Here is a 16394-nt window from a genome sequence, read left to right as displayed (position 1 = left end):
GCGAAGGCCTCAGCGCAGCGCTTTCGCGGCCTTCCGGCGCTGACGCTGTAAGCAAACGGGGCTTTGTGCCGACCAAAGGGCTCGAAGAACCGCCTGCGAACGCTGCGCTGCTGCAGCGCATTCCGGGCACCTGGAGGACGTTCCCGATGTACGCGTGTCTGATGCCGCAATCCCGCTTTCGTGCCGTGCTGCTAGTGCTCGGCCTTGGTCTCGCTGCCGGCGCATCGGGGGCAGAGCTTCGTCCGCCGCAGCAGGTTTCGCCTTTTTCGGGCGCAACGCCGGCCGCGCCGGTGCCCGCGCCCTGGCTGCGGCAGTCCCTGCCTGGTGTGGAACGCCAGAACACCTTCGAACTCGTGGCAGATGCCGGACGCACCGTACTCGAGGTGCGCTCGGATGCCGCCGCATCCACGCTGACGCATGCGCTGGCGATCGATCCCGCGCAGTCGCCGCGGCTGCAGTGGCGCTGGAAGGTGTCGCGGGCGCTCACCGGGTCTGATTTCTCACGCAAATCGGGTGATGACTATGCTGCGCGAGTCTATGTGCTGTTCGACTACCCGGTGGAGAGGCTGTCGCTGGGCGACCGCGTCAAGATGTCGCTCGGGCGTACCCTGTATGGCGCCGAACTGCCGACGGCCGCGATCGCCTATGTCTGGGGTACGGCCCAGAAACCCGGTGAAACAGGTCCGAACCCCTACACCGACCGGGTACAGATGATCGTGGTCGACAGCGGTGGCGGGCAGGCCGGGCAGTGGCGCGAGGTCGAGCGCGATCTGGCCGCCGACTTCCGAGCGGTCTTCGGGGACGAGGCGCCGCGCGTTGTCGGTATCGCCGTCAGCGCCGATACCGACAACACCGGCGAGGCGGTGGTGACGCGCTTCGGGGATCTGCGCTTTCTGCCGCGCTGAGTGGGCGCAGGCACGCCGTTCAACGTGGGACAATGTGCCCGGCAGGACGCTCGGCGACTGCCGGACATCTCAGCGCGATCAATGACGAGATCGCCCCCACATGCAAACGCGAACGGAGCACTGATGCCAGCACAGACCGACCTTCCGCCCGAATGGCCTGTTGTTCCCGCCTGCTACGGCTGGCTGTCACTCGATCGTCGCGGGGTGTGGCGACTGCGCGGTGAGCCGGTCGTCCATCCCGGGCTGAGCGGCTTCATCAGTGCCAACTACGAAGCGGATGAGCACGGCAACTGGCTGGTCAACAACGGTCCGCAGAAGGTCTTCGTCACGCTCGACTACACGCCCTGGGTCATGCGGCTGGATGCGGATGGCACGCTGCACACGCATACCGGCCGCCTTGTCGGTGAAGTCGAGGCGGTCCATCTCGACGATGAGGGCAATGTCCTGCTGGCAACGGCAGTCGGTCTTGGCTTGCTGAGCGACCGCGATCTTCCCGCTTTTCTCGCGGGCTGTCGTCTGGCGAATGGCGGCGTGGCAGACGACGAAGCCTTGCTGGGCGTGATGGCCGGAAAAGGAGGGGTGTTCTGGCGCGGCATGCCGCTCACCCGCGTTGCGGGCAATGAACTCGCAGCGCGGTATCACTTCAATGCCGCGCCCGCGCAGTGATCGGCACGGACGCCGGATACCGCTAACGATGTTGAGCGCCCTGACTGAAACGACCGCAATTGGCAGGCGGGGAGGGTGAGATCAGGAGGCGTTATTGGTGGATGAACACAATCATCTCAACGCTTGTTGCAGTGCAGCATGATTTTGGCTATTCTGCAGCTGTCTCCTCCACTCTCCTCCAAGATGTGGATTTCAGCCCGGGCCCGAAAGCGTCCGGGCTTTTTTCTTTTTACGGGGCGCCTTTTCCGTTGTCGCTGTCGCCAGCCGTCGGGTCCTCCGCATCCTCGATGCCCCAGTCGCCGTAATCGAACCAGTCGTCTCCGAGCATTTCGGACGGGTGAAGCGTCCTCCCCGCGCCGTTTCCACAGCGCAACTCATTCGCAGCGCAATACTTGTCGCAGCCCCAGCAGATGCGCTCGGGGTGCTTAGGTTGCAATGGGAATCGCTTGGCCATCTCGTGTCCAGCATGCAGGGCGGTCGGGTGACTCATGTTAATCGGTGGCGGAACAACTGCCTTGATACCCGACAAGACGTCACCGATGGAGAGCCGCGGCGCACGTGCGCCGCGCTTGCGGGCGGTCCCGCAGCTTCAGTCGAAGCGCAATCCCGGAATTGAGCCTCCCATAAATATCGCTTGACATGCCATCAGTGAAACGTATGATTAAAACAACTGTTTTAATCGGATGTTTCAAGTGACCACAGCAGACAGCCGTTCGCCCGCTCCGGAAACCCGCGACCGCATTCTTGATGCGGCGGAGGCCCTGTTTGTCGAGCATGGCCTCGAGGCGACATCGATGCGCATGATCACCAGCCAGGCGGGCGCCAACCTTGCTGCGGTCAATTATCACTTCGGTACCAAGGATGCGCTGATCCAGGAGGTGTTCCGTCGCCGCCTCACGGAACTCAATCGCCAGCGCCTTGCTGCACTCGATCGGGTCGAGGCGGCTGCACAGGGGCAGCCCAAGCCAAGTCAGATCGTCGAGGCCTTCTTCGGCACCTCGCTCGAGCTTGCGGCCGATACCGTGCATGGCGGAAACACCTTCATGCGCCTGCTCGGGCGAACCTATGCCGAGCCGAATGCATTTGTGCGCCAGTTCCTCGCCGAGGAGTACGCGGAAGTGCTCGAGCGCTTCCTCGGTGCGCTGTATCGCTCGCTGCCCGGTGTGCCACGGGAGGAAATCCTGTGGCGCTTCCATTTCATGATGGGGGCGATGTCGTACGCGATTGCCGGCACCGATGCGCTGCAGCTTTTTGCTGGCACCTTCGACGATGCCGACCCACAGCGGCTGATGCCGCGGCTGATGTCTTTCCTGCTGGGTGGCCTGCGTGCACCGCTGCCGGAGTTTGCTCAGCCCGATGAACGACCCGGCCCGGACGTTGCCTGACGAATGACTGAACCCCATGGCGAAACGCAGCAGCAAGACTGCTATCGCCGGTGAAAGGAGACCTTGATGATCTGGCTGATTCTGTTTTCCCTCCCTCCCTTGGCTGGTGCGCTCGCCTACGGGCGAGCGCCACTTTTTGCCTGGCTGGGGGTTGGTCTGGCGTGGATCGCAGGCTTTGCCGCGGTGGCGGGATGGTCGTTCTGGACGGCCCTGCTCGTGATGCTGGCATTTGCCGCAGTCATGGGCGTTTTCCTCAGCCGCGCGTTGCGGCGCGACTTCGTGACGGCGCCGATCTTCAAGGCCTTCCGCCGCGCACTGCCGTCGATGTCGCAGACCGAGCGCGATGCGCTTGAGGCGGGCACGGTATGGTGGGAGGGCGATCTGTTCGCCGGCGACCCGGACTGGAAGAAGCTTGCAGCCTATCCGTGGCCCAGGCTCAGCGACGAGGAGCAGGCCTTCCTCGACAACGAAACCGAGGAGCTGTGCCGGCTGATCAAGGACTGGGATGTGACGCAGCAGCAGGACATGCCCGCCGAGGCCTGGGCGTACATCCGGTCCGCGGGCTTCCTCGGCATGATCATTCCCAAGGAATTCGGCGGCAAGGGCTTCTCGGCCTTTGCGCACTCTCAGGTGGTCACCAAGCTGTCGACGCGCTCGTCGACGCCGGCGGTGACGGTGATGGTGCCCAACTCGCTCGGCCCCGCCGAACTGCTGCTCCACTACGGCACCGAAGAACAGAAGGCCCATTATCTGCCGCGTCTGGCGCAGGGCAAGGAGATCCCGGCGTTTGCACTGACCAGCCCGTGGGCGGGGTCGGACGCTGCGTCCATCCCCGATGCCGGCGTGGTGTGCAAGGGCATGTGGCAAGGCGAGGAAGTGCTCGGCATGCGGGTGTCCTTCGACAAGCGCTACATCACGCTGGCGCCAGTGTGCACCGTGTTCGGCCTGGCCTTCCGCCTGTACGACCCCGAACACCTGCTGGGCGAGGAGGCCGATCTCGGCATCACCTGCGCGCTGGTGCCGCATGATCATCCGGGGGTGGATATCGGCCGCCGTCACTTCCCGCTCAACGCGGTGTGGATGAACGGGCCGATTCGCGGCAAGGATGTCTTCATGCCACTGGAGTTCATCATCGGCGGCCCGGCGATGGCGGGGCAGGGCTGGCGCATGCTGATGGAGTGCCTGGCTGCCGGCCGCAGCATCTCGCTGCCGGGCTCCAATACCGGGATGCAGAAGCTCACCGCGCGTGCCGTCGGCGCCTATGCCCGGGTGCGCTATCAGTTCAAGACCGCGATCGGCCGCTTCGAGGGGGTGGAGGAAGCGCTCACCCGGATTGGTGCCAACACCTATCTGAGCGACGCGACCCGCATCATGACCGCAGGGGCGATCGATCTCGGCGAGAAGCCCTCGGTGGTGTCGGCCATCGTCAAGTATCACGTTACCGAGCGTGCACGGCAGACGGTCAATGACGGCATGGATGTGATCGGCGGCAAGGGCATCTGTCTCGGGCCGCAGAACTTCCTCGGGCGCGCCTATCAGCAGATTCCGGTCGGCATCACGGTGGAAGGGGCGAACATCCTGACCCGCAGCCTGATCCTGTTCGGCCAGGGCGCGGTGCGCTGCCATCCGCATGTGATGGACGAGATGAAGGCGGCGCAGAAGGGTGATCTCGATGCCTTCGACAAGGCCTTGTGGTCGCACGTTGCCTACACGGTCACCAATGGCGCACGGGCGCTGGTAATGGGGCTTACCGGGTCGCATTTCGTCAGGATCGATGCTGACGTCGCACCCGAGACGCGTCGCTACTATCAGCAGCTCACGCGCTTCTCGGCCGCTTTCGCCTTCATCTCCGATCTGTCCATGGGCACCATGGGCGGCGCGCTCAAGCGCAAGGAAAAACTGTCCGCGCGCCTGGGCGACATCCTGTCGCTGATGTACCTGGCGTCGGCCACGCTCAAGCGCTTCGAGGCCGAAGGTCGGCAGCAGGCCGATGCACCGCTGATGCACTGGGCGATCTGGGACTGCATGTTCCGCGCGCAGAATGCCTTCGAAGGCGTGATCGCGAACTTCCCCAACCGTATTGCTGCCACGCTGCTGCGCAGACTGGTGGTGTTCCCGCTCGGCCGTCCCTACGTGGTGCCGTCCGACCGCCTGGGCCATGAAGTGGCGCAGTCGATGATCGAGCCGTGTGCCACCCGCGACCGCCTGACCGCTGACGTCTATCTGCCGACCGATCTCGAGGAACCGGTGGGCGCGCTCGAAGCCGCGCTGCTGGCGACGGTTCAGGCCGAGCCGGTCGATGCCAAGGTGAAGCAGGCGTTGCGCTCGGGCAGCTTCAAGCCCGGACTGCTGGTGGGTGGCGGGGTGGATGCCTTGTGGCAGCGCGCGCGTGAAGCCGGTGTGATCAGTGCGGAGGAATATGCCCTGCTGCAGCGCCGTGGCGAGCTGCGCGACAAGGTGATCCGGGTCGATGACTTTCCCTTTGATTTCGGACTGCGTGCCGCCTTGTGTGACACGCCAGTGCTCAAGGAGGCCGCGTGAGTCGAGAGGTATTCATCATTGACGGTGCGCGCACGCCCTTTCTCAAGTCGCGCAACACACCGGGGCCGTTCGCCGCGTCCGACCTGGCAACTGCCGCCGGCAGCGCCCTGCTGGCGCGTCAGCCCTTTGCACCTGACCAGCTGAACGAGGTCATCCTGGGCTGTGCCAGTCCGGCGCCGGACGAGGTGAATATTGGCCGCGTGGTGGCGCTGCGCATGGGGTGCGGGCTGAAGGTGCCGGGATGGACGGTGATGCGCAACTGCGCCAGTGGCATGCAGGCAATCGATTCTGCGATGGTCAATATCCAGGCCGGGCGTTCGCATCTGGTGCTCGCCGGTGGCGTGGATGCGCTGTCGCGTGCGCCGCTGCTGCTGTCGGATGCGATGGTGCGCTGGCTGTCGTCCTGGTACGCGGCGAGGTCACTCGGCGAGCGCTTTGCCGTCGCACGGAAGTTCCGCCTTGGCAATCTCGCCCCGGTGATCGGCATCATGAAAGGCCTGACCGATCCGGTGGTGGGCCAGCTGATGGGGCAGACCGCCGAGAATCTGGCGTGGAAGTTCGGCATCACGCGTGACGAGATGGACGCGTTTGCGGTGGAGAGCCACCAGCGCGTCGCGCTGGCGCAGGATGCCGGCCATTTCGATGCCGAGATCGTGCCGCTGATCGATCGTGACGGCACGGTGTACAAGGCCGATGACGGCCTGCGCCGGGATGCGTCGATGGCCGCGCTGGCAAAGCTCAAGCCGTTCTTCGACAAGCGCTATGGTCAGGTGACTGCCGGCAACAGTTCGCAGATCACCGATGGCGCGGCCTGGCTGGTGCTGGCCTCGGCCGAGGCGGTCGAGCGCTTCGGGCTGCAGCCGATGGGGCGCATCATCGACAGCGAATGGGCGGCGCTGGCGCCCGAGCAGATGGGCCTGGGGCCGGTGCATGCAGCTCAGCCCATCCTCGATCGTCATGGTTTGCGCCCGACCCATCTCGATGCGTGGGAGCTCAACGAGGCTTTCGCCGCGCAGGTCATTGCCTGTCTGCGTGCGTTCGGCGATGACGCCTATTTCAACGAGCACTTCGGCATCGAGGCAGCGCCGGGCGCGCCCGATCTGGCACGGCTCAACATCGATGGCGGCGCGGTCGCGCAGGGCCATCCGGTGGGGGCGAGCGGCGCGCGCATTGTGCTGCATCTGCTGCAGGTACTGCGTCGCACCGGGGGGCGCCGCGGCATGGCCAGCATCTGCATCGGTGGCGGACAGGGTGGCGCCATGCTGGTGGAGGCGATGCAATGAATCAGCCCGGAAACAACTGGCAGCACTGGACACTGCGCCGCGAGGCGGACGGCCTTGCCTGGCTCGAACTCGACAAGGCCGACAGCACGACCAACGCGCTCTCGGCCGCGGTGATGGAAGAGCTTGGCAGCGTGCTGGATGTGCTCGACGCCGAGCCGCCTGCCGCACTGGTGATCGCGTCGGCCAAACCGGCGGGTTTCATCGCCGGCGCCGACATTGAAGAATTCTCGCAACTCGCCTCGGCCGCAGATGCACGTGTACTGGTCGCACGCGGGTGGACCCTGTTCGAGCGCCTCGCGGACGTCGACTACCCGACGCTGGCGTTGATTCGCGGCCACTGTCTGGGTGGCGGGCTTGAGCTTGCACTGGCCTGTCGTTACCGGATCGTGGTCGACGAGCCGGGTACAAAGCTCGCGCTCCCCGAAGTGATGCTCGGCATCGTGCCAGGCTGGGGCGGGATGAAGCGTCTGCCGGACCGTATCGGCCCGGCACTGGCGCTCGATCTGATGCTCACCGGGAAGTCTGTCGATGCGAAGAAGGCGAAGCGTATCGGCCTCGCCGACGATTGCGTACCGCCGCGGGTGATGGAAAACGCAGCGCGCATGCGGGTGCGTTCCGGCAGTGCCAATTCGCCTCTGCCCTGGATGGCGCGTCTGATGAACGGGCCGCTGAGGTCAAAGGTGGCCGACAAGGCGCGCAAGCAGGTGGCGGGTCGCGCGCGCCGCGAACACTATCCCGCGCCCTACGCAATCATCGACATGTGGTCGCGCTTCGAGGGCAATGCGCTGGCGGTGCCGGCAGGTGATCCGGCTTCGCTGGAGACGATTTTCGCCTCGCCGACCACGCGCAACCTCCTGCGGGTGTATCACCTGCAGGAGCGCCTCAAGGGTTTTGGCAAGGGTGTCGATTTTGCGCCGCGGCATGTGCATGTGATCGGTGCCGGCGTGATGGGCGGCGACATCGCCGCCGTGTGCGCACAGCGCGGCCTGACGGTGACCCTGCAGGACCAGACCGTTGAGCGCATCGCGCCTGCAATTGCGCGGGCGGCAAAGCTGTTCGAGCGCCGCTTCAAGGGCGACCGCCGCCAGGTGCGTTTTGCGCTCGACCGCATGATTCCCGACCCTCAGGGCCACGGCGCGGTGCGGGCCGATGTCATCATCGAGGCCATCTTCGAGAACCTTGAGGCGAAGCGTGCACTGTTCTCAGATCTTGAGCGCAAGGCGCGGCCGGATGCGATTCTGGCCAGCAATACCTCCAGTCTGAGGCTGGAAGACATCGCCGGCTGCCTGACCGATCCCGGTCGTCTCATTGGCATTCATTTCTTCAACCCGGTGGCGATGATGCCGCTGGTCGAGGTGGTGGCGGGTGAGCACTCGGATGCGCTTGCCTTGCAGCGCGCGGCGGCCTTTGCGCGCAGGATCGACAAGCTGCCGCTGCCGGTGAAAAGCGCGCCCGGCTTCCTCGTCAATGCGGTGCTCGGGCCCTACATGCTCGAGGCCTTGCGTTGTGTCGAAGAGGGCATTGCGCCCGAGGCCGTAGACGCCGCGCTGGTCGAGTTCGGCATGCCGATGGGGCCGGTCGAGTTGGTGGATACGGTCGGCCTCGACATTGCTGTCGCGGCAGGCAAGGCACTTGCCGGCGATGGTGCAGCGCCGCCGCAAAAGCTCCTCGCGCTGGTGTCCGCCGGCAAGCTCGGGAAGAAGACCGGGGAAGGCTACTACCGCTGGAGCGATGGCAAGCCGAAGCGCGGCAAGGCCGGTACTGCGCCAGCAGGCCTCGCCGATCGCATTCTTGCGCCGCTGCTTGCCGCTACCCGGCGCTGCGTGGAAGAGGGGGTGGTCGATGATGCCGACCTGGCAGACGCTGGCGTGATCTTCGGCACCGGCTTTGCACCCTGGAGCGGCGGCCCGATGAATTACCAGCAGACCCGCGGGAATCTCCCGGTCGGCACCGATTCCACCGTCGTCGATCGTAGTGCACCGGCTATTCAACAGGACGCGACATGAGTTCCAACGATATCTACACCGCCTTGCCCGATGGTCGTCAGCCCGCTCTGCGGGTGATGCCCATGCCCGCCGACCTCAATCCGGCTGGCGATGTCTTCGGTGGCTGGATCATGGCCATGGTCGACATCGCGGGCGCCATTCCCGCCCGCCGTCGTGCCAAATCGCGAGTCGCGACCGTGGCGGTGAACTCCTTCATCTTCAAGCAGCCGGTTTCAGTGGGCGATCTGGTCAGCTTTTACGCCGAGGTGGTGTCTACCGGCCGGACCTCGGTCACCGTCGACGTAGAAGTGTTCGCCGAGCGCGACCCCGAGAATCCGGTGGTCGTGAAAGTGACCGAAGCGCGGTTGACGTACGTTGCGCTCGACGACAAGGGCCGGAAGCGGCCGATGCCGACCGAATGAGTCTGAAGTGCCCCTCGCGCAGCCGACGCCAGGGAGGAAGTGCAATGGCATATATAGTCATACATGACTGGAGGAGACACGTATGAGAAAGAACAGAATTGCGTTGCTGTTGTCCCTTGGGACGTTTTCGCTGGCGTCGGGTGCGGCATCGGCCGCAGGGTTCCAGTTACTTGAACAGAACGCGAGCGGCCTTGGCAATGCATATGCTGGATCAGCCGCAGTGGCCGAAGATGCAAGTACGATCTATTTCAATCCCGCTGGTATGACGCAGCTGCAGGAGCGGGAGCTCTCAGTCGGTCTGGCGGCAGTCAGGCCCAGTTTCAAGTTCAAGGACAAAGGGTCGTCGAGCGGCTTTCTGACCGGTGATACATCCGATGCGGGCGACTGGGCAGCGCTGCCGAACGGCTACCTGTCGTGGGCTCTGAACAAGGATCTGTACGTCGGCGTGGGCATGGGTGCGCCGTTCGGACTGGTGACCGAGTACGACGATGATTGGGTAGGCGCTGCGCACTCGATCAAGTTCGACATCAAGACCTACAACATCAATCCGTCGATTGCGTACCGGGTGAATGACAAGGTCTCCATTGGTGCCGGCGTGAGCTGGCAGCGGATGGAGGCTGAGTATCTGCGCGCAGCAGCGGTCGTGTCGCCTGCGCTCACGCAGACCTACGCGACGCTGGATGCGAGTTCCGATGCATGGGGCTGGAACGTCGGTGCGCTGTTCAACGTGTCGGATGCCACGAAAGTCGGGCTTTCCTACCGTTCGTCCATCAAGCACAAGCTCGAAGGGGATCTGAAGGTCAAGGGTCTTGCTGCCGGCGCCAGTGCAGCATTGACAACCGGCAAGGCAGAGGCTGATGTCGAATTGCCGGACACCTTCATCCTGAGCGCGACTCACAAACTGGACAGCCGCTGGGAGCTGCTTGGTGACGTTTCCTTTACGGGCTGGAGCTCGATCAAGGAGGTGGACATCGTTCGCACCTCGGGCTCGCTTTCAGGGACGACTGTGCAAACGCTAGAGACAGAGTTTAAGGACACCTGGCGGGTTGCAGTGGGTGCCAACTACCAGATGAACGATGCCTGGAAACTGAAATTCGGTTTTGCCTACGACCAGACGCCGGTGAAGGACAAGGAGCGTCGCCTGGTTTCGCTGCCTGACAACGACCGGACGTGGTTTACCGTCGGTGCTCAGTGGAATATGTCCAAGGCATCGAGGCTGGATCTTGCTGCTGCGTATCTCTACGTACCCAAGACCAAGATCGACAACGATCAGGCCGCAGACGGTCGTGGCCGGGTCACGGGCGAGTACGACTCCAGTGTATGGATCCTGGGCGCTCAGTATTCGCTGGCGTTCTGACGCAAAGCGGATTTTCCGGGCGCGCGGGCGAAGCCTGCGTTTGCCCGGAAGTCGGGTTCAAGTCATGCACACCGGCTAGCCCGGTACTGCAAGGAAATCTGGGGAGATCCACGTGAGCAAATTCATCATCCGCAAGGTCGCTGTGCTGGGTGCCGGCGTGATGGGGGCGCAGATTGCGGCCCACTGCGCCAATGCCGATGTGCCCGTGATTCTGTTTGATCTGGCGGCAAAGGACGGCGATGCCAATGCGGTCATCAACAAGGCGCTGGCAGGCCTGAAGAAGCTCGATCCTGCCCCGCTGGCGGCAAGGGATCGGGCGCAGCATATTGAAGCAGCCAACTACGACAGCGATCTCGCCCGTCTCGGCGAGTGCGATCTGGTGATCGAGGCGATTGCCGAGAAGATGGAGTGGAAGCTCGACCTGTATGCCAAGGTTGCACCGCACCTTAAGGCCGGCGCGGTGTTTGCATCGAACACGTCCGGCCTGCCCATCAACGCGCTGGCCGCGGGCATGCCGGATGCGCGGCGCAGCCGTTTCTGCGGCATCCATTTTTTCAATCCACCACGCTACATGCCGCTGGTGGAGCTGATCGCCACCGCGGATACCGACCCGGTGACGCTTGACAATCTCGAAACGTGGCTGACGTCCCGACTGGGCAAGAGCATTGTCCGAGCCAAGGACACCCCGAACTTCGTCGCCAACCGCGTCGGCGTGTTCTCGATTCTGGCGGTGATGCATCACACCGCGCGGCTCGGGCTGACATTCGACGAGGTCGATCTGCTCACCGGTCCGCGCATCGGCCGCCCCAGGAGTGCGACCTTCCGCACCGCTGACGTGGTCGGGCTGGATACGCTGGCGCACGTCGTCGGCACCATGCAGGCGACGCTGGCGGACGATCCCTGGCATGCGCACTTCAGGACGCCGGACTGGTTGCAGGCATTGATTGCAAAGGGCGCGCTGGGGCAGAAGACGCGCGCCGGGATCTACCGCAAGGAAGGGCGGAAGATCATGGTGCTCGATCTGGCCCATCAGGACTATCGCGAGAGCGGGGCGGAGATGTTCCCCGATGTGGACGACATCCTCAGCCTCCGGAATCCGGCCGAGAAGTTTGCCCGTCTGGCCGCACACCCCCACCCGCAGGCGCAGTTCCTGTGGTCGATCTTCCGTGATGTCTTCCATTACTGCGCGGTGCATCTGGGCGCCATCGCCGACAACGCACGCGATGTCGATCTGGCCATGCGCTGGGGATTCGGCTGGGCACAGGGGCCGTTCGAAACCTGGCAGGCCGCTGGATGGGCCGATATCGCCACGATGGTGAAGGAGGACATCGAGCACGGCCGGGCGATGTCGGATGTGCCCCTGCCTGCCTGGGTGTTCGAGCGCGAGGGTGTGCATGCGGCGGAGGGCTCGTTCAGCGCCGAAGCGTCGGTGCTCAAGCCGCGTTCGACGCTCGGGGTGTACCAGCGTCAACTCTACCCCGACCGTGTGCTGGGCGAGGCGCCCGATGACAGGGGAGAGACCCTGTGGGAGAACGCGGGCTTGCGGCTGTGGCGGCGTCCGGATCAGGACGGGCGCATCGGCATTGTGTCGCTGACATCGAAGAAGCATGCGATCGGCGACGAGGTGCTGGACGGCATGCTGGAGGCGATTGAGCGTGCCGAAGCCGATCTCGATGGTCTGGTGCTGTGGAACGATGCGCCGTTCGCGGTGGGGGCCAACCTGCAGCAGGTCGGCGAGGCCTGCCGCGCGGGACAGTTCGACATGCTGGAGCAGGTGGTGGCGAAGTTTCAGCGCACTTCGATGGCGATCAAGCACGCTCAGGTGCCGGTCGTGGCTGCGGTGCAGGGCATGGCGCTGGGCGGCGGTTGCGAGTTCGTGATGCATGCTGCCCATCGGGTGTTGGCGCTGGAGAGCTATGTCGGCCTGGTCGAGGCGGGCGTGGGGCTGATTCCGGCCGGCGGCGGCAGCAAGGAGTTTGCGCTGCAGGCGCATGTGATGGCGCAGCGGGCGGCGGGCGGCGACGTGTTTCCCTACATCCAGAATGCGTTCCAGACCATTGCCATGGCGACGGTCGCCAAGAGTGGCATCGAGGCGGTGCAGCTGGGCTTCGGTCGCGCAGCTGACGACATCGTGTTCAACGCCCACGAACTGCTTTACGTGGCGATTCGGCGTGCGCGGGCGATGGCAGAGGCGGGCTGGCGGTCGTCCTTGCCCGGTTCTGCGGTGAAGGTCGCAGGCCGCAACGGTATTGCGACCTGCGAGCTGATGCTGGTGAACATGGCCGAGGGGGGCTTCATCTCCGAGCATGACTACAAGGTGGCGAAGGCGGCTGCGACGGCACTGTGCGGTGGGGAGGTGGATACCAATGCACGGGTGAGCGAGCAGTGGATTCTGGATGTCGAGCGCGCGCAGTTTGTCGAGTTGCTGAAGACCGAGAAAACGCAGAAGCGGATTCAGTACATGCTGGAGACGGGGAAGCCGTTGCGGAATTGAGGTTGTTGGGTTGGATTTCCGGGCGTTGGGGTTCGGGGGCGCTGCGCGGGGCATCGGTCATTTGCTCAAGGGGCTGCGGAACTCGCCCTGCGGGCTCGGACAGTCCTCGCCCCTTGCTCAAATGACCGACACCCCACTGCGGTTGATCGGGGTTGTTATTTAAGGGAAAGGCGGGGGGTGAGTCGGGTTTCGATGCTTTGAGGGCAGTTTTTGCAGGCGTCAGGGCCGTGGGCTGCAAATTTGAGGTTCGCGCACGCAGAGCGTAGTTTTTATTTTTCGGCTCAGTCTTTGCCTTCGTCTTTGCTTTTACCTGCCCTAGAGCAACCGTGATGTGCCGTGACGGGGGTGAGTGTTTGTGGCGCGGGCGAGGACTGTCTGAGCCCGAAGGGCGAGTTCCGCAGCCCGCAGAACAAACACTCACTTCCGGTGCGGAGATCTGCCACGAACACAAACGCGCAGAACCGCCACGACAACCGACAACTGACCACGAGCCCGACCACCGCGAAATGTGTTGAAGAAACGCCGACAAGCAGTTCTTTCGGAGACAGAACAAATGAACAAACAGATTCAGGACGCCTACATCGTCGCCGCAGTGCGTACCCCTGTGGCGCGACGTAACGGCGCTTTCCGCCATGTACGCCCGGACGACATGCTGGCCAAGGTGCTGCGCGAGGTCGTCGCCAGGGTGCCCGGGCTTGATCCGGCCGAGATCGGTGATGTGATCACCGGATGTGCCATGCCGGAAGCCGAGCAGGGCATGAACGTGTCGCGTATCGGTCTGCTGCTCGCAGGGCTTCCGGACACGGTGCCGGGCATCACCATCAACCGCTTCTGCGCTTCAGGCCTGCAGGCGGTGGCCGATGCCGCCAACCGCATCCGCCTCGGCGAAGCCGATGTGATGATCGCCGCCGGTACCGAGAGCATGAGCGCGATGCCGCAGATCATGGGCAACAAGGTCAGTCTCAACCCGGAAATCTTCAGCAAGGCCGAGAATATCGGGATCGCCTACGGCATGGGGCTGACCGCGGAGAAAGTGGCCGAGCAGTGGAAAGTCAGCCGTGAGGATCAGGACGCCTTTGCCGTCGAATCGCACCGCCGTGCCTGCGCTGCGATTTCGGCCGGGCAGTTCGCCGGCGAGATATCCCCCTATGCGGTGCAGTCCTATCTGCCAGGCGAAGGTGGCAGCGTGCGTATCGCCGAACGCGTGCTCGAGAACGACGAAGGCCCGCGACCCGATGCTGCGATGGAACGCCTTGCCAAGCTGAAGCCCGTGTTTGCCGCGCGCGGCTCGGTCACGGCGGGCAACAGTTCGCAGATGTCGGACGGGGCGGGCGCGGTACTCCTGATGAGCGAAGCGGCACTGAAACGCTTCAACGCGACCCCGATTGCACGGTTTCGCAGCTACGCTGTGGCCGGGGTGCCGCCGCAGGTAATGGGTATCGGCCCGGTCGAAGCCATCCCGCGCGCGCTGAAGATGGCCGACGTGGCACAGGACAGCGTGGGCTGGATCGAGCTCAACGAGGCTTTTGCGGCGCAGGCGCTGGCGGTGACGCGCCAGCTCGGACTCGATCCGGAAAAGGTCAATCCGCTTGGCGGCGCGATTGCGCTTGGCCATCCGCTTGGTGCCACCGGTGCAATTCGTACGGCCACCCTGATGGCGGCGATGCAGCGCGACCCGAAGTTGCGCTTCGGCCTGATCAGCATGTGTATCGGAACCGGCATGGGGGCGGCGGGCATTTTCGAGCGAATGTAGCCGCCAGGGCACGCATCGCATCCGGTGCGGCAAACCCTTGATGGATCGGGCAGTTCCCGCTTCGGGCTGCCCGATTCGCATTTCAACGAAAGCTTATATTGAAGAAATGTGTCTTATATCGGATCATCCTAAGTGATTGGTGGGTAACAATCTCTTATAATTCTCGGGTTTGTTTACGCGGGGTCGTTGCCCGTGAGCCGTAAAACGCGGCTCTACGGCGTGCAGGACTCCACCATTCTCATGAGTGATTGGGCGATAGACGCATGATACAAATCAAACGCGGACTTGACCTTCCTGTCACCGGCGCGCCGGCGCAGCGCATTGAAGCCGGACGGCCGGTGCGCAGTGTGGCCGTCATCGGCTTCGACTATCACGGCATGAAGCCGACGATGGCGGTGCAGGTGGGCGACCGGGTGAAGCTGGGGCAGGTGTTGTTCTCCGACAAGAAGACGGAAGGGGTGCATTTCACTGCGCCTGCCGCAGGGGTGGTCAGCGCCATCCATCGCGGCGAGCAGCGTGTGCTGCAATCCGTGGCCATCGATGTCGAAGGTGATGAGGCCATCGACTTCGCGCGCTACAGCGACGCCGAGATCGACGCACTCGCACCCGAAGCCGTGCGCGAGAACCTGCAGCAGTCCGGGCTCTGGACTGCGCTGCGCACCCGGCCCCTGAGCAAGGTGCCTGCGATCGACGCCACGCCGAGCTCGATCTTCGTCACCGCGATCGACACGCATCCGCTGGCAGCCGACCCCACCGTGGTCATCGGCGAGTACGCTGAAGACTTCAATCGCGGGCTCAAGGTGCTTGGCCGGCTGGCGCGGGTATTTCTGTGCCACGCCGAAAATGCGAAGCTGCCCGGTTCCGATTTGAACAACGTGACCGCAGAATCATTCTCCGGTCCGCATCCGGCCGGCCTGCCCGGTACGCACATTCACTTCCTCGACCCGGTCGATGCGCACAAGTCAGTGTGGTATCTGAACTACCAGGACGTGATCGCGATGGGCAAGCTGTTTGCCACCGGTCGTCTGTGGGAAGAGCGCGTCGTGGCGCTGGCTGGTCCGGTGGTGGAAAAGCCGCGTCTGGTGCGTACCCGTCTGGGCGCCAACCTTGACGAGCTGACCGCTGGCGAGATGTCCGTCGGGCGCAATCGCGTGATTTCGGGCTCGGTTTTCGGTGGGCGCACGGCGCGCGGCGCCTGTGCCTACCTCGGCCGCTATCACCTGCAGGTGTCTTGCCTCAAGGAAGGGACCGAACGCGAGTTCATGCACTACCTGCGTGCGGGCACCAACAAGCATTCGGTGCTCAACATCTTTGCCTCGAAGCTGTTCGGCGATCGCAAGCTCGACTTCACAACTACCACCAATGGCAGCCCGCGCGCCATGGTGCCGGTCGGCAACTACGAAGCCGTGATGCCGCTCGACATTCTGCCGACGCAGCTGCTGCGTTACCTCATTGTCGGCGACACCGACATGGCGCAGAAACTCGGTGCGCTCGAGCTCGACGAGGAAGACCTCGCGCTGTGTACCTACGTGTGTGCCGGCAAGTACGAGTACGGCCCAATCCTGCGGGATAATCTGACACGCATCGAAAAGGAAGGCTGAGC

General features: G+C 64.0%; 12 protein-coding genes. 11 read left to right on the top strand and 1 reads right to left on the bottom strand.

Annotated elements, in window-relative coordinates; translation table 11 throughout:
• Positions 1-146 precede the first annotated feature (146 nt).
• Together CEW83_RS12675 and CEW83_RS12670 are read left to right on the top strand one after the other, a co-directional pair.
• Entirely contained in the window at positions 147-905 is a 759-nt protein-coding gene (locus tag CEW83_RS12675) for a DUF3047 domain-containing protein (RefSeq protein WP_108951385.1), read from the top strand.
• Positions 906-1028: 123 nt separating this feature from the next.
• Complete coding sequence (locus CEW83_RS12670; RefSeq protein ID WP_108949669.1) at positions 1029-1571, top strand: DUF2946 family protein; 543 nt, start codon at positions 1029-1031, stop codon at positions 1569-1571.
• 229 nt (positions 1572-1800) lie between these two features.
• Here the strand turns inward: CEW83_RS12670 and CEW83_RS12665 are convergent, their stop codons facing one another.
• Complete coding sequence (locus CEW83_RS12665) at positions 1801-2025, bottom strand: DUF3079 domain-containing protein (RefSeq protein WP_108951384.1); 225 nt, start codon at positions 2023-2025, stop codon at positions 1801-1803.
• Positions 2026-2263: 238 nt separating this feature from the next.
• Here CEW83_RS12665 and CEW83_RS12660 point away from each other — a divergent pair, with 238 nt between their 5' ends.
• From CEW83_RS12660 to CEW83_RS12620, 9 genes are all read left to right on the top strand, one after another.
• On the top strand, positions 2264-2956 hold the full coding sequence (locus tag CEW83_RS12660) for a TetR/AcrR family transcriptional regulator (protein WP_234418808.1): 693 nt from the start codon (positions 2264-2266) through the stop codon (positions 2954-2956).
• Between the two features lie 66 nt (positions 2957-3022).
• Complete coding sequence (locus CEW83_RS12655) at positions 3023-5497, top strand: acyl-CoA dehydrogenase (RefSeq protein ID WP_108949667.1); 2475 nt, start codon at positions 3023-3025, stop codon at positions 5495-5497.
• Positions 5494-6780: an acetyl-CoA C-acetyltransferase gene (locus CEW83_RS12650; protein WP_108949666.1), complete on the top strand. Its 1287-nt coding sequence runs from the start codon at positions 5494-5496 to the stop codon at positions 6778-6780. The genes CEW83_RS12655 and CEW83_RS12650 overlap by 4 nt, the downstream gene beginning before the upstream one ends.
• Positions 6777-8786, top strand: coding sequence for a 3-hydroxyacyl-CoA dehydrogenase NAD-binding domain-containing protein (locus CEW83_RS12645; RefSeq protein ID WP_108949665.1), 2010 nt, complete (start codon positions 6777-6779; stop codon positions 8784-8786). The genes CEW83_RS12650 and CEW83_RS12645 overlap by 4 nt, the downstream gene beginning before the upstream one ends.
• On the top strand, positions 8783-9187 hold the full coding sequence (locus CEW83_RS12640) for an acyl-CoA thioesterase (protein WP_108949664.1): 405 nt from the start codon (positions 8783-8785) through the stop codon (positions 9185-9187). The genes CEW83_RS12645 and CEW83_RS12640 overlap by 4 nt, the downstream gene beginning before the upstream one ends.
• A gap of 82 nt (positions 9188-9269) precedes the next feature.
• Positions 9270-10544, top strand: a complete 1275-nt coding sequence (locus tag CEW83_RS12635) for an OmpP1/FadL family transporter (protein WP_108949663.1) — start codon at positions 9270-9272, stop codon at positions 10542-10544.
• A 112-nt stretch (positions 10545-10656) separates the two neighbouring features.
• Positions 10657-13038, top strand: a complete 2382-nt coding sequence (locus CEW83_RS12630; protein ID WP_108949662.1) for a 3-hydroxyacyl-CoA dehydrogenase/enoyl-CoA hydratase family protein — start codon at positions 10657-10659, stop codon at positions 13036-13038.
• Positions 13039-13591: 553 nt separating this feature from the next.
• The gene (locus CEW83_RS12625) at positions 13592-14791 is read left to right on the top strand and encodes an acetyl-CoA C-acyltransferase (protein WP_108949661.1); all 1200 of its coding nucleotides are present in this window, start codon (positions 13592-13594) and stop codon (positions 14789-14791) included.
• A gap of 263 nt (positions 14792-15054) precedes the next feature.
• Positions 15055-16392: a Na(+)-translocating NADH-quinone reductase subunit A gene (locus CEW83_RS12620; protein ID WP_108949660.1), complete on the top strand. Its 1338-nt coding sequence runs from the start codon at positions 15055-15057 to the stop codon at positions 16390-16392.
• Positions 16393-16394: the final 2 nt, after the last annotated feature.

This window comes from Parazoarcus communis (assembly GCF_003111645.1).
Lineage (GTDB): Bacteria > Pseudomonadota > Gammaproteobacteria > Burkholderiales > Rhodocyclaceae > Parazoarcus > Parazoarcus communis_A.
Note: the sequence above shows the minus strand (reverse complement) of the source record. Positions and strands in the feature narration are given on the sequence as shown.